General features: G+C 73.8%; 20 protein-coding genes. 17 read left to right on the plus strand and 3 right to left on the minus strand.

What is annotated here, in order from left to right:
- Nucleotides 1-74: 74 nt before the first annotated feature.
- On the minus strand, nucleotides 75-578 hold the full coding sequence (locus MF672_RS42890; RefSeq protein WP_242379054.1) for an ATP-binding protein: 504 nt from the start codon (nucleotides 576-578) through the stop codon (nucleotides 75-77).
- Nucleotides 579-755: 177 nt separating this feature from the next.
- Here MF672_RS42890 and MF672_RS42895 point away from each other — a divergent pair, with 177 nt between their 5' ends.
- From MF672_RS42895 to MF672_RS42920, 6 genes are all read left to right on the plus strand, one after another.
- A complete protein-coding gene (locus MF672_RS42895; protein WP_507161382.1) occupies nucleotides 756-1,622 on the plus strand; it encodes a Sco1979 family transcriptional regulator in 867 nt (288 codons plus the stop codon).
- Nucleotides 1,623-1,859, plus strand: coding sequence for a DUF397 domain-containing protein (locus tag MF672_RS42900; RefSeq protein WP_242379056.1), 237 nt, complete (start codon nucleotides 1,623-1,625; stop codon nucleotides 1,857-1,859). It begins immediately after the preceding gene.
- Between the two features lie 88 nt (nucleotides 1,860-1,947).
- Nucleotides 1,948-2,205, plus strand: a complete 258-nt coding sequence (locus MF672_RS42905) for a 3'-5' exonuclease family protein (RefSeq protein WP_138670670.1) — start codon at nucleotides 1,948-1,950, stop codon at nucleotides 2,203-2,205.
- A 43-nt stretch (nucleotides 2,206-2,248) separates the two neighbouring features.
- Complete coding sequence (locus tag MF672_RS42910) at nucleotides 2,249-3,007, plus strand: hypothetical protein (protein WP_242379057.1); 759 nt, start codon at nucleotides 2,249-2,251, stop codon at nucleotides 3,005-3,007.
- 20 nt (nucleotides 3,008-3,027) lie between these two features.
- Nucleotides 3,028-3,909, plus strand: a complete 882-nt coding sequence (locus tag MF672_RS42915; protein WP_242379059.1) for a maleylpyruvate isomerase family mycothiol-dependent enzyme — start codon at nucleotides 3,028-3,030, stop codon at nucleotides 3,907-3,909.
- A 58-nt stretch (nucleotides 3,910-3,967) separates the two neighbouring features.
- Nucleotides 3,968-4,234: a sigma factor gene (locus MF672_RS42920; protein WP_242379061.1), complete on the plus strand. Its 267-nt coding sequence runs from the start codon at nucleotides 3,968-3,970 to the stop codon at nucleotides 4,232-4,234.
- A 24-nt stretch (nucleotides 4,235-4,258) separates the two neighbouring features.
- Here the strand turns inward: MF672_RS42920 and MF672_RS42925 are convergent, their stop codons facing one another.
- Nucleotides 4,259-4,840, minus strand: coding sequence for a histidine phosphatase family protein (locus tag MF672_RS42925; RefSeq protein WP_242379063.1), 582 nt, complete (start codon nucleotides 4,838-4,840; stop codon nucleotides 4,259-4,261).
- Between the two features lie 58 nt (nucleotides 4,841-4,898).
- Between MF672_RS42925 and MF672_RS42930 the strand changes: the two genes are divergently transcribed.
- Together MF672_RS42930 and MF672_RS42935 are read left to right on the plus strand one after the other, a co-directional pair.
- A complete protein-coding gene (locus MF672_RS42930) occupies nucleotides 4,899-5,867 on the plus strand; it encodes a zinc-binding dehydrogenase (RefSeq protein WP_242379064.1) in 969 nt (322 codons plus the stop codon).
- Nucleotides 5,868-5,993: 126 nt separating this feature from the next.
- A complete protein-coding gene (locus tag MF672_RS42935) occupies nucleotides 5,994-6,302 on the plus strand; it encodes a hypothetical protein (protein WP_242379066.1) in 309 nt (102 codons plus the stop codon).
- 33 nt (nucleotides 6,303-6,335) lie between these two features.
- Here the strand turns inward: MF672_RS42935 and MF672_RS42940 are convergent, their stop codons facing one another.
- On the minus strand, nucleotides 6,336-7,247 hold the full coding sequence (locus tag MF672_RS42940; protein WP_242379068.1) for a TIGR03621 family F420-dependent LLM class oxidoreductase: 912 nt from the start codon (nucleotides 7,245-7,247) through the stop codon (nucleotides 6,336-6,338).
- A 151-nt stretch (nucleotides 7,248-7,398) separates the two neighbouring features.
- On the opposite strand from MF672_RS42940, the gene MF672_RS42945 reads away from it, so the two are divergent.
- The 9 genes from MF672_RS42945 (at nucleotide 7,399) to MF672_RS42985 (ending at nucleotide 15,715) form a co-directional block, all read left to right on the plus strand.
- The gene (locus MF672_RS42945; RefSeq protein WP_242379070.1) at nucleotides 7,399-8,166 is read left to right on the plus strand and encodes a phytanoyl-CoA dioxygenase family protein; all 768 of its coding nucleotides are present in this window, start codon (nucleotides 7,399-7,401) and stop codon (nucleotides 8,164-8,166) included.
- Entirely contained in the window at nucleotides 8,151-9,107 is a 957-nt protein-coding gene (locus MF672_RS42950) for a phosphotriesterase family protein (RefSeq protein ID WP_242379073.1), read from the plus strand. Before MF672_RS42945 ends, MF672_RS42950 begins: the two co-directional genes overlap by 16 nt.
- Nucleotides 9,104-10,309: a cytochrome P450 gene (locus MF672_RS42955; RefSeq protein ID WP_242379076.1), complete on the plus strand. Its 1,206-nt coding sequence runs from the start codon at nucleotides 9,104-9,106 to the stop codon at nucleotides 10,307-10,309. The genes MF672_RS42950 and MF672_RS42955 overlap by 4 nt, the downstream gene beginning before the upstream one ends.
- Nucleotides 10,306-11,112, plus strand: coding sequence for an SDR family NAD(P)-dependent oxidoreductase (locus tag MF672_RS42960; protein ID WP_242379079.1), 807 nt, complete (start codon nucleotides 10,306-10,308; stop codon nucleotides 11,110-11,112). Before MF672_RS42955 ends, MF672_RS42960 begins: the two co-directional genes overlap by 4 nt.
- Before the next feature lie 133 nt (nucleotides 11,113-11,245).
- Nucleotides 11,246-12,103, plus strand: coding sequence for a Gfo/Idh/MocA family protein (locus tag MF672_RS42965; protein WP_242379081.1), 858 nt, complete (start codon nucleotides 11,246-11,248; stop codon nucleotides 12,101-12,103).
- A gap of 198 nt (nucleotides 12,104-12,301) precedes the next feature.
- The gene (locus tag MF672_RS42970) at nucleotides 12,302-13,273 is read left to right on the plus strand and encodes an ABC transporter substrate-binding protein (RefSeq protein WP_242379088.1); all 972 of its coding nucleotides are present in this window, start codon (nucleotides 12,302-12,304) and stop codon (nucleotides 13,271-13,273) included.
- Between the two features lie 2 nt (nucleotides 13,274-13,275).
- On the plus strand, nucleotides 13,276-14,310 hold the full coding sequence (locus MF672_RS42975; RefSeq protein ID WP_242379089.1) for a FecCD family ABC transporter permease: 1,035 nt from the start codon (nucleotides 13,276-13,278) through the stop codon (nucleotides 14,308-14,310).
- Complete coding sequence (locus MF672_RS42980) at nucleotides 14,307-15,080, plus strand: ABC transporter ATP-binding protein (protein WP_242379091.1); 774 nt, start codon at nucleotides 14,307-14,309, stop codon at nucleotides 15,078-15,080. Before MF672_RS42975 ends, MF672_RS42980 begins: the two co-directional genes overlap by 4 nt.
- Nucleotides 15,077-15,715 carry an adenosylcobinamide amidohydrolase gene (locus tag MF672_RS42985; RefSeq protein WP_242379092.1) on the plus strand — a complete coding sequence of 213 codons (639 nt, stop codon included), beginning with the start codon at nucleotides 15,077-15,079 and terminating at the stop codon, nucleotides 15,713-15,715. The genes MF672_RS42980 and MF672_RS42985 overlap by 4 nt, the downstream gene beginning before the upstream one ends.
- Nucleotides 15,716-15,767: the final 52 nt, after the last annotated feature.

Genomic DNA, 15,767 nt, shown 5'->3' on the forward strand with positions numbered 1-15,767 from the left:
CAGCACTCTCATGGGGTCGCGCGCGGGACTCACCGTGAGCCATGACCATCCACGGTAATGCAGATCACCCCCGGTCAGGAGAGGACTGCCCAGACGATCTTTCCGTGGGGCGCGAGGGCTGACCAGCCCCAGCGGAGACTGAGCGATTCGACGATGTGGAGTCCGAGGCCGCCGGTGTCAAGGGGGCCAGGGTATCGCAGCACCGGCACCGAGGAGCCGGGATCGGTGAAGGCGCTGGTCACCAGGGGTCCCCGGCGGACCAGGGACATGTGGACGGGGCACGGCCGGCGCGGCTCCGACAGGCGCAGGCCGTGCCGCAGGGCGTTGGTCGCCAGCTCCGAGACGACCAGCTCCATGTTCTCGGCGAGCTCGGCGAGCCCCCACCCGGCCAGGGCGCCGGCGGTGAAGCTGCGCGCGGAGTGGACCGAGGCGGGAGTGGGCGGGAGCACGAACGTGGCGCTCGCGGACGGGCCGGGGCCCAGCAGGTCGCGAGCCGCCTCCGGCCACCAGCCGACCGGGGGCCACCAATCGAACGTGGTCCACTGGCTGGGTGCCGTGGTGGATTGCACGTAGATCATTCTGCGCCAAACTCTCGTGCAGGTGCAAGAGCGAATGCACGTGCAGACAGGACGTGCAAGCGCTACGGTTGCCCCCAAAAGGTCAATGAGGGGGAAAGGGGATCTTGTCCGCGGCCCATGATCTTTCGGCCGTGAAGTGACAGACTGTGTCGCAAGGAAACGACCAAGGAGCAGCACGTGTCCATTGATCCGCCCGGTTCCGGTTCGACCGTTCGGCGCATCATGCTGGGGGCGAGTCTCAGGCGCCTGCGTGAGGCCAGCGGGCTCGACCGTGCACAGGCCGGATTCCACATCCGGGCCTCCGAGTCCAAGATCAGCCGTATGGAGCTCGGGCGCGTCGGTTTCAAGACACGTGACGTGGAAGACCTGCTCACCCTGTACGGCGTCGTCGACGATGCCGAACGCCGGGCCCTGCTCGAGATGGTCCGCGAGGCCAACACCCCCGGGTGGTGGCACAAGTACTCCGCCGAGCTGCCCTCGTGGTTCACGACGTACGTGGGCCTGGAGGAGGCCGCGAGCGTGATCCGCACCTATGAGGTGCAGTTCGTGCCGGGCCTGCTGCAGACGGCCTCGTACGCGCGGTCGGTCTACGAGCTGGGCAACCCTGACGCGGGTTCGGATCGGATCGAACGCCGCGTGCACATGCGCATGCAGCGCCAGGAGCGCTTCACCCAGAAGGACGGCCCCAGGCTTTGGGCGGTCATCGACGAGGCGGCGCTCATGCGGACCATCGGCGGGCGGGAGGTCATGCGCGAGCAGCTCCAGCATCTGCTGGAGGTCGCTGCCCTGCCCAACATCACCATTCAGGTGATGCCCTTCAGGTACGGCAAGCACGCCGCCGAAGGGGGTGCGTTCAGCATCTTGCGGTTTCCCGAGTCCGACTTGTCGGACGTTGTCTACGTCGAGCAGCTCTGGGGTGCCCTGTACCTGGACAAACGTGAGGACATCGATCCGTACCTCACGGCCATGGAGCAGTTGTGCGTGGAGAGCACCACGCCAGGGGGCACCGTCGAGCTCATCGGCGGTCTTCTCAGAAAGATGTAGATGAACCAGACCTACAACGGCATGCCCGCGACCGACCTGACCCATGTCGCGTGGCGCAAGAGCCGCTACAGCAACTCGCAGGGCAACTGCGTCGAGCTCGCGGAGCTTCCCGACGGCGGGATCGCGGTGCGCAACTCCCGCTTCCCGGACGGCCCTGCGCTCATCTATACCCGCGACGAGATCCGGGCCCTGGTGCTCGGGGTCAAGGACGGGGAGTTCGACGGCCTGCTCGTTTAACACGCTGTTAACCTCCGGCGCGCCCGCTTAACGGCGGCGCGCCGACGGCGTAACCGCCCGGCCTCGTCGTTCGGCCAGGATTCACGTCATGCTCGACCAGATGACGCTGTATCCGATCGCCGACGACGTGTTGTTCGCACCGGGCGGCAAGGTCGTGATCCGCACGTACGGGGTCGCGCCCGCCACCACGGGCGCCTCCGTCTCCTACCGGACATGGGTGACCGGCATCCGCGACCAGCCCCGCTACTGGCACTGGGGCCACTTCGAGGACGCCACCTCGGGGCACCGCCGGGTGCTGGAGTGGCTCACCGGCCGGGGGCCGCAGCCTTCCCAAGCGCTGGCCTGATCGCTATTCTCGGGCCAAGCAACCGCTTGGTAGAGGAGGCGTCGTGCGGCGCGCGATCCACCTGCTCGAAGAGGTCGACTTCCGGCCCATGAACTCCCGCCGGCCACTGGAGTACCTGACCTGGCTGACGGCGTACAAGCGCGAGGACCGCGAGCGCGCCGCCCCCGAGCTCACCTCGGGCACCTCCATCAGGTCGCGCGAGATCGACCTCGTCGGCGCCTTCTACGCCGTCGGCATCACCGGCCACCCGCAGTTCAAGGCGGTCACGCTCTGGGACTGCCACGGCGGCTGGGACGGCGGCTGGCGGCAGATGATGGAGATCTACCGCGGGGTGGACGAGCGGCTGTTCCTGTCCGACATCGACGACGTGCGCTTCTCCGCCTTCTCCCGCCCGCTCGGGGCCGCGCCCGGCTGCCCGCCGCTCGCCGCGGCGCCCGCCGCCGAGCTGTTCCTGTTCGAGAGCGCCCGCGTCCGGCCCGGCGCCGCGCTCGACTACCTCGCCGCCGTGCGCGCCGAGCGCGCCCCGCTGCTGGCCGAGCACGGGCACACCCTCGTCGGCCTGTACGAGGTGCTCTTCTGCGACACCGAGGCGGTCACCGTCTGGGCCGTCTCGCTCGACGACCACCTCGCCACCCAGCGGGCCCGCGACGCCGCCCTCGGCCTCGACGACGAGGTGACCCCCGACGCCCGGCTGCTCGGCTGGGCGAAACGCGCCCGCGACTATCTCGACGGCCCCTGGCGTGAGACGCTGCTGGCACCGTTCCCCGGCTGCCGCCTGGCGCCCGGGAGCCCGCCGGGCTAGCGTCGGTCGCGGAGGTGGCCATGACGGACGCGTACCTCTTCGACGGGCAGACCGCCGACGACCACGTCGCCGGATGCCCGCACTGCAGCGCGGCGATCGCGCTGCTGCGCCGGCCGGAGCCGGCGCTCGCGCCCCCGCCCACGCTGCGCGAGGCGGTGCTGTCCAAGGCGCGCCGCCGCCGCACCCCCGCCGCGCTCGGGGTGGCCACCGTCACGGTGCCCTACGCCGAGCAGGTGGCGCTCATGGACGACCTGCTCGGCGACCTGCGGGGCGAGCAGTGGGACGCGCCGGTGCCGAAGCACGGCACCGTCGCCGGCCTCATGGCGCACCTGACCGCCAACGACGCCGCGATCGCCCGCTTCGTCGGCGCCCCCGCCTGCGCCGGCACGGGCCCGCACCGGCGGTGGCGGGAGCAGGCCGGCGCGCTGCTCGAACGCGTCTCGGCCGGCAGCGAGGTGCTGCTCGGCGTCGAGGTGGCGCTGGCCGGCGTCCGGCCCGCCCGCGCGCCGCTGCGCCAGGCCCTCGTGCAGCGCACGTTCGAGACCTGGACGCACGCCGACGACATCAGGGCCGCCACCGGCCGCGCCAGGGCCGCGCCGCGCGCCGCGCACGTGCACCTGATCGCCGAGTTCGGGCTGGCGCTGCTGCCCCGCGCGCTCAAGGGGCCGCGCCGCGACGTCTCCGCGACCGTCGTGCTCACCGGCCCCGGCGGCGGCACCTGGACCATCCCGCTCTCGCGCGCCTCCGACCACGTGGCCGTGCTCGTCTCGGCCGACGCCGTCGACTTCTGCCGGCTGGTGGCCGGGCGGTGGCCGCCGGAGGCGTTCCCGTACGCGGCCGAGGGCGACGCCGCGCTCGCCCGCGAACTGCTGCACGCCGCCTCCACCCTCGGCTGCGACTGATGCGGCCGCGACCGACGAGGCCGCGACCCCTGCGGCCGCCACTGACGAGGAGATGCCGATGAGCGACGGCGACCTGCGCGCCCGCCTGGCCGCCGGCGACCTCGACGCGCTGGCCGGCGCCTACGACGAGCACGGCGCGCACGTGTACGGCGTCGCGCTGACCGTCACCGGCAGCCGCGAGCACGCCGAGGAGGTCACCCAGGACGTGTTCGTCTCCCTCTGGGAGCAGCCGCTGTCCTACGACCCCCGGCTCGGCTCGCTGCGCGGCTGGCTGGTCGGCCGGGCCCTGCACGAGTCGGCGCTGCGCGTCAAGGTGGGCGGCTGACCGCTCACACCGGCGCGTTCCAGGTCACACCGGCGCGTTCCAGGCCAGCAGCACCGGCACGGCGTGCTCGTAGCCGAGCCGCGAGTACGTGCCGGTGTCCAGCTTGAGCAGCCGGCCCTCCTCCGGGCCCAGCCCGAGCCAGCGGGCGGCGAGCACGCGCAGGAAGTGGCCGTGCGCGACCAGCGCCACCCGGCCCTCCGCCGCCCGCGCCCGCTCGATCACCCGGTCGGCGCGGGCGGCCACCTCGGCCGCGCTCTCGCCGGGGTGCTCGGCGTCGCCCGGGATCACGCCGTCGCGCCACAGGTACCAGCCGGGGCGGGTCTCCTGGATGCGCGGGGTGGTGATGCCCTCGTAGCCGCCGTAGTCCCACTCCCACAGGTCGGGGTCCACCTCGTAGCCCGTCAGCCCGGCCAGGTCGGCGGTGCAGCGCGCCCGCCGCGCGGGGGAGACCAGCACCAGGCCGAAGTCCCGCTCCTTGACCAGCGGCGCGAGCGCCCTCGCCTGCTCCTCGCCGTGCTCCGTCAAAGGCAGGTCGGTGCGCCCGGTGTGCTTGCCCGCCTTGCTCCACTCGGTCTCACCGTGCCGGAGCAGCAGCATCTCGTCCATGGTCCCCATCATTCCGGACGCTTGACCTCAACCTTGCTTGAGGGAGCAGGGTGGGCGCATGGACGTGATCAGACTGCACGCGTACGGACCCGCCGCGAACCTCCGCCTGGAGACCCTGCCCGACCCCGTGCCCGGACCTGGCGAGGTGCGCGTCGCCGTGCGCGCGGCCGGGGTGCACTTCATCGAGACCCTGCTGCGCCAGGGGCGGGCGGTGGGGCCGCATCCCGCGCCCGCGCTGCCCGCCGTGTTCGGCTCCGAGGTGGCGGGCGTGGTGGAGGCGGTGGGCGAGGGCGTGCCCGCCGGGCTGGCGGGCCGCCGCGTGGTGACGGGCGCGGCGAGCTCCGGCGGCTACGCCTCGCGCGCCGTGGCCCCCGCCGGCTCGCTGACGGAGCTGCCCGGGCACGTGGACGACGGCGTGGCCGTGGCGATGGTCACCACCGGCGCGACCACGTTCGGCCTGCTGGAGCTGGCCCCCGTCGGGCCCGGTGACGTGGTGCTGGCCATGGCGGCGGCCGGCGGCGTCGGTTCGCTGCTCGTGCAGTACGCCCGCCGCGCCGGCGCGACCGTGGTCGGCGCGGCCGGCGGGCCCGCCAAAGCCGCGCGGGCCGCCGAGCTGGGGGCGGGCCTCGCCGTGGACTACCGGGAGGCGGGCTGGGACAAGCGGGTGCGCGAGGCGGCCGGCGAGGTCACCGTGGTCTTCGACGGGGTGGGCGGCGAGCTGGGGCGGGCCGCGTACGGGCTGCTCGGGCGGGGCGGGCGGCACGTGGTGTTCGGCTCGGCGGCGGGGGAGTGGTTCTTCCCCGACGCCGGGGAGGCGGCGGCGCGGGAGGTCGCCGTGCTCGACGGCATCGGCCACCTGCTGGGCCGCGACGGCGGCACGGCCGACCTGCGGGCCCGGGCCCTGGAGGCGGCGGCCGAGGGGTGGCTGACGCCGCTGGTGCAGGCGTTCCCGCTGGCCGCCGCGGCCGCCGCGCACGCGGCCCTGGAGAGCAGGGACACCATGGGCAAGGTCGTCCTGGTGCCGTGACGCGGTCGCCTGTCCTCACGGTGTGATTGTTGTGGCAGGACGGACAGGGAAGCAGTCATCGACACTTACAGTGATTAATCAAATACTCATCGTGACAGTCGTTCCTTTGAGAGAGGAAAACCCTCCATGCCGACTGCACGCATCGCCGCCGGACGCACTCCGGCCGGTCAGGGGTGGCAGCCCTACGGACCCAACGGCATCTACCTCGACGTCGACACCAGCGACGCCCGCTTCAGCGGCTCGCCCGTCTACGTCACCTCCATCGGCAGCACCGGCGGCACCCAGTGGGGGCTGGTCGGCCCCAGTGCCGTCTACGACGCCACCGGCACCAAGTTCCGCGTCTACGTCCAGTGGAAGGACGGCAGGCCGCTGGCGCCCGCCCATGCCCAGCAGTACGGCTGGTACATCAACTGGATCGGCTACGACAACCCCTGACGGGGGCGGGCCCGGCCGGTCCGCCGGCCGGGCTCAGGTGGTGGCCAGCTCCTCGGCGACGGGGGCGAAGGCGGGCAGGTCGCGCTCGTGGTGGACGACGAAGCAGGAGACGTCGTGCTCGTCCCGCCAGTGGCGCAGGGTGTCGGCGAGGTCGCGGCGGGTGCCGAGCAGCACCTGCGGCGTGCCGTCCAGGGCGGCGGTGTCGGCCGCGCTCCAGCTCTCCTCCGCCTTCCGCTCGCCCACCTGCATGACGCTCGTGCCCAGCTCCAGGCGGTCGTAGCGGTCGCCGGCGGCGGCTCGCACGTGGCGCAGCTTGGCGAGGAACGCCGCCCGGCCGCCGTCGCCGGGCTCGGGGCCGGTGCCGTCGGCACGCACCCTGGGGCCGATGTTCACCACGTCGGCCTGCTCGGCGGCGAGGCGCAGCAGGCGCGGGCCGCCGCCGCCGAGCAGCAGCGGCGGGTGGGGGCGCTGCACCGGCTTGGGCCGCTGGTCCAGCCCGTCGAGGCGGTAGTGCCGGCCGGCGAAGTGGCACGGGCCGTCCGCCCAGAGCCCCTTGAGCACGGCGATCGCCTCGGCCAGCCGTTCCAGGCGCACGCCGGGCGGCTCCAGCGGCAGCCCGGCCCCGGCGTAGTCGGCCGCCATCCAGCCGGTGCCGAGCCCGACCTCCAGCCGCCCGCCGGACAGCAGGTCCAGGGTGGCCGCCTCCTTGGCCAGCACGGCGGGGTGGCGGAAGTCGTTGGCGAGGACCAGCGTGCCGACGCGCAGCCGCTCGGTGGCGCAGGCGGCGGCGGTCAGGGCGGCGAACGGCGCGAAGCGGTGCCCGGCCAGGTGGTCGGGCACCAGCAGCAGGCCGAACCCGGACGCCTCCAGCCATCGCGCCTTCTCGGCCCACGCCTTGCCGGAGTCCGCCTCGCGGAGCACCGCCCCGAACCTGAACGGCCGCATCGGCCCCTCCTCGCTTGACCAAGCGCTTGTCCGCCAGACTCTAATCCCTGGGCAGCGCCAGGGCCATGCCGCCGGCCGCGGGGGGGCGGGAGTGCGGGGCACGCAAATCGTCTCTTACCAAGCGCTTGCTTTAGGTGCGAGACTGGGGCGCATGGAGATCCCCGTGCGCGAGGCCACCGACGACGAGGCGGCCTTCTTCCACGAGCACGGCTGGGTGCGGCTCGGCCGGCTCATCGACCCGGACACCGCCGCCGAGCTGCGCGAGCGCGCCCTCGGTCACCTGCGCGGCCGGGAACGCGGCAAGCGGAGCCCGGTCGACGAGGCGTTCGGCCAGTCCAGGGACGTCGCCGCGGACGACGAGCGCTTCGCCGCGCTGGCCCTGCACCCCCGGATGGGCCGCACCGCCGTCCGGCTGCTGCGCGGGGTGCGCGCGGTGCGCGTCCAGGTCACCAATCTGCTGGTGAAGGAGGCGGGCGAGCACGGCGCCACCGAGTTCCACCAGGACTTCCCCTGGATGCCGATGGACCGCTCGGCCATGCTCACCGTCTGGCTGGCGCTCGCCGACGTGCCCGCCGACATGGGGTCGCTGCGCTTCTACAGCGGCTCCCACCGCTTCGGCCTGCTCGGCCGCAGCTTCACCAGGCCCGGCGACGACCAGCTCAGCCAGCACCCCTGGCTGAAGGAGCTGGAGCTGTCGCCGCCGCTCGACCTCAGGGCCGGCGACGCGACCGCGCACCACGCGCTCACCGTGCACGGCGCGCCCGCCAACCGGCACGACCGGCCGCGGCTGTCGTTCACCGTCACCTACTTCGACGCCGACGCCCTCTACACCGGCCTGCCGTACGGGCAGACCGACGGGCTCGGGCTGCGGGTCAACCGGCCCTTCGAGCACGAGAGGTTCCCGTGCCCGCGACCGTGAGGGGACCGGTCGCCGACCTCGGGGCGACGCTCATGCACGAGCACGTCTTCGGCCTCAGCCCGGAGATCCTGTGGAACTGGCCGGACATCCCCGAAGGCTGGGACCCCGAGATCCGGGCGCGGGAGGCGGCGGCCAAGCTCGACGCGCTCCAGGCCGAGGGCGTGGACACCATCGTGGACCTCACCGTCCCCGGGCTCGGCCGGTACCTGCCCGCCGTGCAGCGGGTGGCCGGGCTGACCGGCGTCAACATCGTCGCCGCGACCGGCTACTACACCTACGACGCGCTGCCGCCGTACTTCGCCAACCGGGGGCCGGGCTCGTTGTTCGGCGGGCCGGACCGGCTGGCGGAGTTCTTCGTGCGCGACCTCACCGAGGGCATCGGCCGCACCGGCGTCAAGGCCGCCATGCTCAAGTGCGCCTCCGACCACCTCGGCATGACCAAGGGCTGCGAACGGGTGTTCCGGGCGGTCGCCGAGGCCCACCTGGAGACCGGCGCGCCCATCACCACCCACTCCCACAGCGCCTCCCGGGGCGGGCTGGACCAGCAGCGGCTGCTCACCTCGCTCGGGGTGGACCCGGAGCGGGTGGTGATCGGGCACGCGGGCGACTCGGCGGACCTCGCCTACCTGGAGGAGCTGCTGGCGGGCGGCTCCTACCTCGGCATGGACCGGTTCGGCATCGACACCATCGCGCCGTTCGAGCAGCGCGTCGCGGTGGTGGCCGAGCTGTGCGCGCGCGGGCACGCCGGGCGGCTGGTGCTGGGGCACGACTCGTACTGCTTCAACGACCGCTTCGACGCCGACGTCGTACGCCGCCGCCACCCGGACTACCACCTGCTGCACATCCCCCGCGACGTCCTGCCCGAGCTGCGCAAGCGGGGCGTCACGGACGACCAGATCCACCAGATGCTCGTCGTCAACCCGCGGGAGATCCTCCGATGACGCTGCCCCTCACCGGCGACTTCGACGTCAGCGCGGACTGGCACGTCGCGAACCCGTACCCCTTCCTCGCCCGGCTGCGCCACGAGTCGCCGGTGTTCTGGAGCGAGCACCTGCGGGCCTGCGTGCTGACCCGCTACGCCGACGTGCGCGCCGCCTACGGCGACCCCCGCCGCTTCTCCTCCCTGGGCTCGCTCACCATCTCGCGCAGCCTGACCGCCGAGACCAGGGAGAAGCTGGGCGAGCACGGCTCGTTCCTGTCCAGCTTCGTCGCCAACGTGGACCCGCCCGACCACACCCGGCTGCGCCGCTCGGTGTCGCGGGCGTTCACGCCGCGCGCGGTCGCAGCCATGGAGGAGACCTTCCGCCGGCTCAACGAGGACCTGCTCGACCGGGTCGCCCCGCGCCGCGCGGCCGACTTCGTCGCCGACCTCGGGCACGAGCCGTCCATCAAGCTGACCGCCCGCTTCATCGGGGTGCCCGAGGAGGATGAGGCGTTCGTGCAGGCGCACGTCAAGGACTGGTTCCAGCTCTTCCTGTCGCCCCAGCCGCCGGCCCGCCAGCTCGACCTGGCCGGCAGCTTCCTCGACTACCTCGCGTACGTGGACCGGCTCGTCGCCGCCCGCGCCGCGGACCCCCGCGACGACTTCACCTCCCTCATGACCGCGCTCATCGGCGACGAGCTGACCCACCGCGAGGTCGTCGAGCTGATCTCCACGATCCTGCTCGGCGGCAACGACACCGTCCCCAACCAGCTCGGCAACAGCGTCCTGCGGCTGCTGCGCGAGGGCGCCTGGCCGGTGCCGCCCCCGCTCGCCGGCAACGCCGCCGAGGAGTGCATGCGCATCGACGGGGCCTCGCTCGGCTCGTTCCGGTACGCCACCGAGGACGTCACCCTGCACGGCGTCACCATCCCGGCCGGGGCGCTGGTGCTGCTGTCCACCGACTCCGCCGGGCACGACGAGACCGTCTTCCCCGAGCCCGAGCGTTTCCGCATCGACCGGCCCAACGCCGCCGACCACCTCGTGTTCGGCTACGGCATCCACTTCTGCGTGGGCGCGGCGCTCGGCCGGCTCCAGCTGCGGACCGCGCTGGAGGTGCTCGGCCGCCGGCTGCCGGGGCTGCGGCTGGTGCCGGGCGAGCCGGTGACGTACCGCAGGTCGCTGGTCGGGCGCGGGCTGACGGCGCTGCGGGTGGAGTGGTGACGGCCGGGCGGCTCGCCGGGCGGGCCGGGCTGGTCACCGGGGCCGGGTCGGGGATCGGGGCCGCGTGCGCGCTGCGGCTGGCCGCGGAAGGGGCCCGCGTGGGCGTGCTCGACGTGCGCGGCGACGCCGCCGAGGCCACCGCCGCGCTGGTCAGGCAGCGGGGCGGGGACGCGCTCGCGCTGGAGTGCGACGTCTCGGCCGAGAAGCAGGTGGCGGCCGCCGTGGGGGCGCTGGTGGCCGCGTACGGGCGGGTGGACGTGCTGCACTCCAACGCCGCCGCGCTCGGCGCCGAGGTGTACGGGCGCGACCGGGAGCTGGCCGGCCTCGACGTCGCCGTCTGGGACCGGACCATGGAGGTCAACCTGCGGGGGGCCATGCTCATGGTCAAGCACGCGGTGCCCGCCATGCCGGACGGCGGGTCGATCGTGCTCACCTCGTCGGTGTCGGCCTTCACGGGGGACGAGGCGCACGCCGCGTACGGGGCCTCGAAGGCGGCCCTGGTCGGTTTCGCCCGGTACGTCGCGACCATGTACGGCGCGCGCGGCATCCGGTGCAACGCGGTCGCGCCGGCGCTCGTCCTGACCCCGGCCGCCGAGCGCGCGCTGTCGCCCGCCCAGCTCGCCGACAAGGCCGCCGAGCGGCTGCTGCCGTGGCCGTGCACGGTGGAGGACGTCGCCCACCTGGTCGCCTTCCTGGCCTGCGACGAGAGCCGCTGCCTGACCGGCCAGACCCTGATCCTCGACTCCGGCACCCTCGCGCACCGCCCCCAGCACGCCATTCAGCGCAGCCGCCTCCTCCCCTGAGGAGCGCCCCACGGGCAGCGGGCCGGCTGCGAGGGGGTGGCCGGAAAACGGGAGGTGGCTGAGGCGGGTATGGGGGCAGATTGGGAGGTATGTGGCATTGAGGTGCCTTTGATGCGAAACTCCGGGAGGTTTCATGGAGCCGGTGGCGGTCGGCCTGGTGGGCGCGGGCCCCTGGGCGCGGATGGCGCACGCGCCGATGCTGGCCAAGGGCCCGCACACCCGCCTCGCGGGCGTCTGGGCCCGCCGGCCCGAGGCGGCCGCCGAGCTGGGCGCCCCGGTGTACGAACGCGTCGAGGAGCTGTTCGAGCACTGCGAGGCGGTGGCGTTCTGCGTGCCGCCCGCCGTCCAGGCCGAGCTGGGCGTCCGGGCCGCCCGCGCGGGCAAGGCGCTGCTGCTGGAGAAGCCGCTGGCCGACTCCCTCGACGGCGCCCGGCGGCTGGCCGACGCGGTGGCCGAGGCGGGCGTGGCCAGCCAGATGGTGCTCACCCTGCGCTACGCCGTCCAGACCAGGACGTTCCTGGCCAGGTGCGGCGAGATCCGGCCGTTCGGCGGCCACGCCGCGAACATCTCCGGCGCGCTCCTCGGCGACCACCCCTTCGCCACGCCCTGGCGGCTGGAGCGCGGCGCGCTGCTCGACGTCGGCCCGCACGTGATCGACCTGCTGGACGCCGCGCTCGGCCGGGTGCGCGGCGTGCGCGCCCACGGCAACCCGCTCGGCTGGGTCGGGCTGCTGCTGGAGCACGAGGGCGGCGCGGTGTCGGAGGCGTCGCTGTGCATGGCGGCCGTCGGCGACCTGCCGCCCGCCACCTTCGCCGTGTACGGCCGCACCGGCAACGCCGTCCTGCTGCCGTTCGACGACGACCCCCTCGACGCCATCGCCGAGGAGTTCGCGCGGACCGTCCGCGACGGCGGCGGCCACCCGCTCGACGCCGCCCACGGCCTGCGCCTGCAGCGGATCGTCGCCGAGGCGGAAGCGCAACTGTCACCTTGACGAAGCGGCTCTCCAGAGGATTGATAGCGTTTGTCCGACGCGCAGTGCGCAGCGAAGTCCGGTGCGAGTCCGGCGCTGTCCCGCAACTGTCATAGCCAGGTCGCCTGCCGCTGCGCTGACGCCATCAACCCTCGTGGAAAAGGGTGATCCGTCGCTCTTCGCGGGTCTCTCGGTTCCGACAGTGTGAAAGGACTTCTCGTGAGGCCCGTACGCACGGCCTTCGCGGGCGCGCTGCTGGGAACGCTGGTGCTGGCCGGATGCGGCCAGACCGGCGGCACCCCGGCCACCCCGTCCCCCGCCGCCAGCTCCGCCCCCGCCCCCGCCTCCTCCCAGGCTCCCGCCGCCGCCGGCTTCCCCGTCACCATCGAGGCGGGCAACGGCCAGGTCACCATCGCCAAGAAGCCCGAGCGCATCGTCTCGCTCTCGGCCACCCACACCGAGTCCCTGTTCGCCATCGGCGCCGGCCCGCAGGTCGTCGCCGTGGACGACCGCTCGAACTTCCCGCCCGAGGCCCCGCGCACCGACCTGTCCGGCTTCAAGCCGAACGTCGAGGCCATCGTCGCCAAGAAGCCCGACCTCGTCGTGCTCTCCGACGACCTGGACAAGGTCGTCGCCGAGCTGGGCAAGGTCGGCGTGCCGGTGCTGCTGGAGCCGGCCGCCAAGACCCTCGACGAGGCGTACGAGGAGATCGCCGAGCTGGGCGCGGCCACCGGCAACAAGGCCAAGGCCGACGAGGTCGTCGCCGGCATGAGGACGGCCATGGACAAGCTGGCCGCCGAGGCCCCGAAGGACAAGAAGCTCACCTACTACCACGAGCTCGACCAGACGCCGTACGCCGCCACGTCCCAGACGTTCATCGGCCAGGTGTACGCCCTGTTCGGCCTGACCAACATCGCCGACAAGGCGCCCGAAGCGGCGGGCGGCTACCCCAAGCTGTCGGCCGAGTTCGTCGCCCAGGCCGACCCCGACCTGATCTTCCTGGCCGACGTCAAGTGCTGCAAGCAGAGCAAGGAGACGCTGGCCGAGCGGCCCGGGTGGGCCAAGCTGTCGGCGATCGCCGATGACCGGGTGGTCGAGCTCGACGACGACCTCGCCTCCCGCTGGGGGCCGCGCATCGTGCAGCTCGCCGAGACCGTCGGCGCCGCCGTGGCCAAGGCCGGCGCGAGCTGACCGTGACGAGACAGGCCGGCCCGTCGCGGGCCAGACCCCTGTGGGTGGCGGGCGCCCTCGGCGTGCTGGCCCTGTCCATGATCGCGGGGCTGCTCGGCGGGGCCGCCGACATGTCGCCCTGGCAGGTGGTGCTCCAGGCCGCCGACTGGCTGCCGTTCGTGCACGCCGACTCGGGGCTCACGCCGGTCGAGCAGGGCCTGCTGTACGAGCTGCGGCTGCCCCGCGTGCTGGTCGCCGCCGTGGTGGGCGGGCTGCTCGCCATGGCCGGGGCCGGGTACCAGGGCGTGTTCCGCAACCCGCTCGCCGACCCGTACCTGCTGGGCGCGGCGGCGGGGGCGGGCCTCGCGGCCACGTTCGCGATCGTCGCGCTGCCGGCGACGGCGGCGAGCATCCCGGTCGCGGCGTTCGCCGGGGCCGTGGGCGGGGTGCTGCTGGCGTACACGCTCGGCAACACCGCCGGGCGCTCCGGCGGCACCGCCACGCTGGTGCTGGCCGGGGTGGCGGTGACGTCGTTCCTGACCGCGATCCAGACGTTCGTGCAGCAGTTCAAGGTCGAGGAGCTGCAGCGCATCTACTCGTGGATCCTCGGCGACGTCGGCGGGGGCTGGGACCAGTTCTTCCTGGTGCTGCCGTACGCCGTGGCCGCCGCCGGGCTGCTCCTGCTGCACGGGCGCATGCTCGACGTGCTGTCGGTCGGCGACGAGGAGGCCGTCAGCCTCGGCGTGCCCGCCGCCCGGGTGCGGCTGGTCGTGCTGCTGGCGGCGTCGCTGGCCACGGCGGCGGCGGTGGCGGTGAGCGGGCTCATCGGGTTCGTCGGGATCGTGGTGCCGCACGTGGTGCGGCGGCTGGCGGGCGGCTCGTACCGGATCGTGCTGCCGCTGTCGATGATCGGCGGCGCGGCCTTCCTCGTGCTCGCCGACCTGGTCGCGCGCACCGTGCTCGCGCCCGCCGAGCTGCCGATCGGCGTGGTGACGATGTTCGTCGGCGCGCCCTTCTTCGTGGGGGTGCTGCGGATGACGCGGCGGACGGGCACGTGATCGAGACGCGGGGGCTGAGCGTGCGGCTCGGCGAGCGCGACGTGGTCCGCGACGTCGGGCTGCGGGTGCGGCAGGGCGAGTGGCTGGCCGTCATCGGGCCGAACGGGGCCGGCAAGTCCACCCTGCTCAAGGCCGTCATGGGGCTGGTCGCGCATCGGGGGGAGGTCGTCCTGGACGGGCGGCCAGCGGACGGGCTCAAAGCGCGGGCGCGGGCCCGGCTGGTCGCGTACGCGCCGCAGACGCCCGCGCTGCCGCCCGACATGTCGGTCTTCGACTACGCGTTGCTGGGCCGCACCCCCTACATCCCGTACCTGGGACGCGAGAGCGCCCACGACCGCGAGGTCACCGGGTCCGTGCTGACCCGGCTCGACCTCGCCGACCTGGCCGCCCGGCGCGTCGGGGAGCTGTCCGGCGGCGAGCGGCAGCGGGCGGTGCTCGCCCGCGCGCTCGCCCAGCAGGCCCCCGTGCTGCTGCTCGACGAGCCGACCACCGCGCTCGACCTCGGCCACCAGCAGCAGGTGCTGGAGCTGGTGGACCGGCTGCGGCGGGCCGACGGGCTCACCGTCGTCACCACGCTGCACGACCTGACCGTGGCCGGCCTGTACGCCGACACGCTGCTCCTGCTGGCCGGCGGCCGGGCCGCCGCGACCGGCAAGCCCGCCCAGGTGCTCACCGAGGAACTCGTGGGACGGCACTTCGACGCCCATGTCAAGATCGAGCCGGGGCCGGACGGGCGTCCGGTCGTGCACCTGGTGAGAGGTGGCTCATGAAGCTGACGTACCGGACCGAGGAAGGCGCGCGGCTCGGCGCGCTGCTGTGGGAGTTCGGGCCGGGCTGGCGGATGATCTCCTCCGCCATGCTCGGCGGGGGCCTCGGCGAGCGCGAATGGGTGCTGAACGCCCAGGTCGTGGCCGGGTACGCGCGCATGGACCCGGTCGAGCACCTGGTCTCGCTCGGGCCCGGCGGGAACGGCGTCGGCATGATGACCGCCGCCTCCGTGGACCGCTGCGTCCAGGCGTCCGACGGCGGCGTGGACGCCTGGGCCACCGTGGGCCTGCGCGTCCCCACCTGGGCCGCCGCCCCCGACGGCGCGCCGGACCCCGAGCTGGCCCCGATCCGGGTCGGCACGGTCAACATCGTGGCCGCGCTGCCGGTCGCCATGACCGACGCCGCCCTGGTCAACCTGGTCATGACCGTCACCGAGGCGAAGACCCAGGCCCTCGTCGAGACCGGCTACGCGGGCACCGGCACCGCCTCGGACGCGGTGTGCGTCGCGGTGCGGGCGGACGGGCCGCCGGAGCTGTTCGGCGGGCCGCGCTCGGAGTGGGGGGCGCGGACGGCCCGCGCCGTCCACACCGCCGTCCGCCGCGGCGCCGAGGCGTGGCGGCCTCATCACTTAAAGTAAGGCGATCGTGGGAAGTAGCATGTGGACGAGGGCGAGGCTCGCGATACTGAGT

It is taken from the genome of Actinomadura luzonensis, from assembly GCF_022664455.2.
GTDB lineage: Bacteria > Actinomycetota > Actinomycetes > Streptosporangiales > Streptosporangiaceae > Nonomuraea > Nonomuraea luzonensis.

Bases quoted from the DNA above. Each gene is read 5' to 3' on its own strand.
- MF672_RS42900 (WP_242379056.1), top strand. From the start codon at position 1,623: ATGAACCAGACCTACAACGGCATGCCCGCGACCGACCTGACCCATGTC.
- MF672_RS42925 (WP_242379063.1), bottom strand. From the start codon at position 4,840: ATGGACGAGATGCTGCTGCTCCGGCACGGTGAGACCGAGTGGAGCAAG.
- MF672_RS42945 (WP_242379070.1), top strand. From the start codon at position 7,399: ATGGAGATCCCCGTGCGCGAGGCCACCGACGACGAGGCGGCCTTCTTC.
- MF672_RS42905 (WP_138670670.1), top strand. From the start codon at position 1,948: ATGCTCGACCAGATGACGCTGTATCCGATCGCCGACGACGTGTTGTTC.
- MF672_RS42915 (WP_242379059.1), top strand. From the start codon at position 3,028: ATGACGGACGCGTACCTCTTCGACGGGCAGACCGCCGACGACCACGTC.
- MF672_RS42985 (WP_242379092.1), top strand. From the start codon at position 15,077: ATGAAGCTGACGTACCGGACCGAGGAAGGCGCGCGGCTCGGCGCGCTG.
- MF672_RS42890 (WP_242379054.1), bottom strand. From the start codon at position 578: ATGATCTACGTGCAATCCACCACGGCACCCAGCCAGTGGACCACGTTC.
- MF672_RS42965 (WP_242379081.1), top strand. From the start codon at position 11,246: ATGGAGCCGGTGGCGGTCGGCCTGGTGGGCGCGGGCCCCTGGGCGCGG.
- MF672_RS42955 (WP_242379076.1), top strand. From the start codon at position 9,104: ATGACGCTGCCCCTCACCGGCGACTTCGACGTCAGCGCGGACTGGCAC.
- MF672_RS42940 (WP_242379068.1), bottom strand. From the start codon at position 7,247: ATGCGGCCGTTCAGGTTCGGGGCGGTGCTCCGCGAGGCGGACTCCGGC.
- MF672_RS42930 (WP_242379064.1), top strand. From the start codon at position 4,899: ATGGACGTGATCAGACTGCACGCGTACGGACCCGCCGCGAACCTCCGC.
- MF672_RS42920 (WP_242379061.1), top strand. From the start codon at position 3,968: ATGAGCGACGGCGACCTGCGCGCCCGCCTGGCCGCCGGCGACCTCGAC.
- MF672_RS42935 (WP_242379066.1), top strand. From the start codon at position 5,994: ATGCCGACTGCACGCATCGCCGCCGGACGCACTCCGGCCGGTCAGGGG.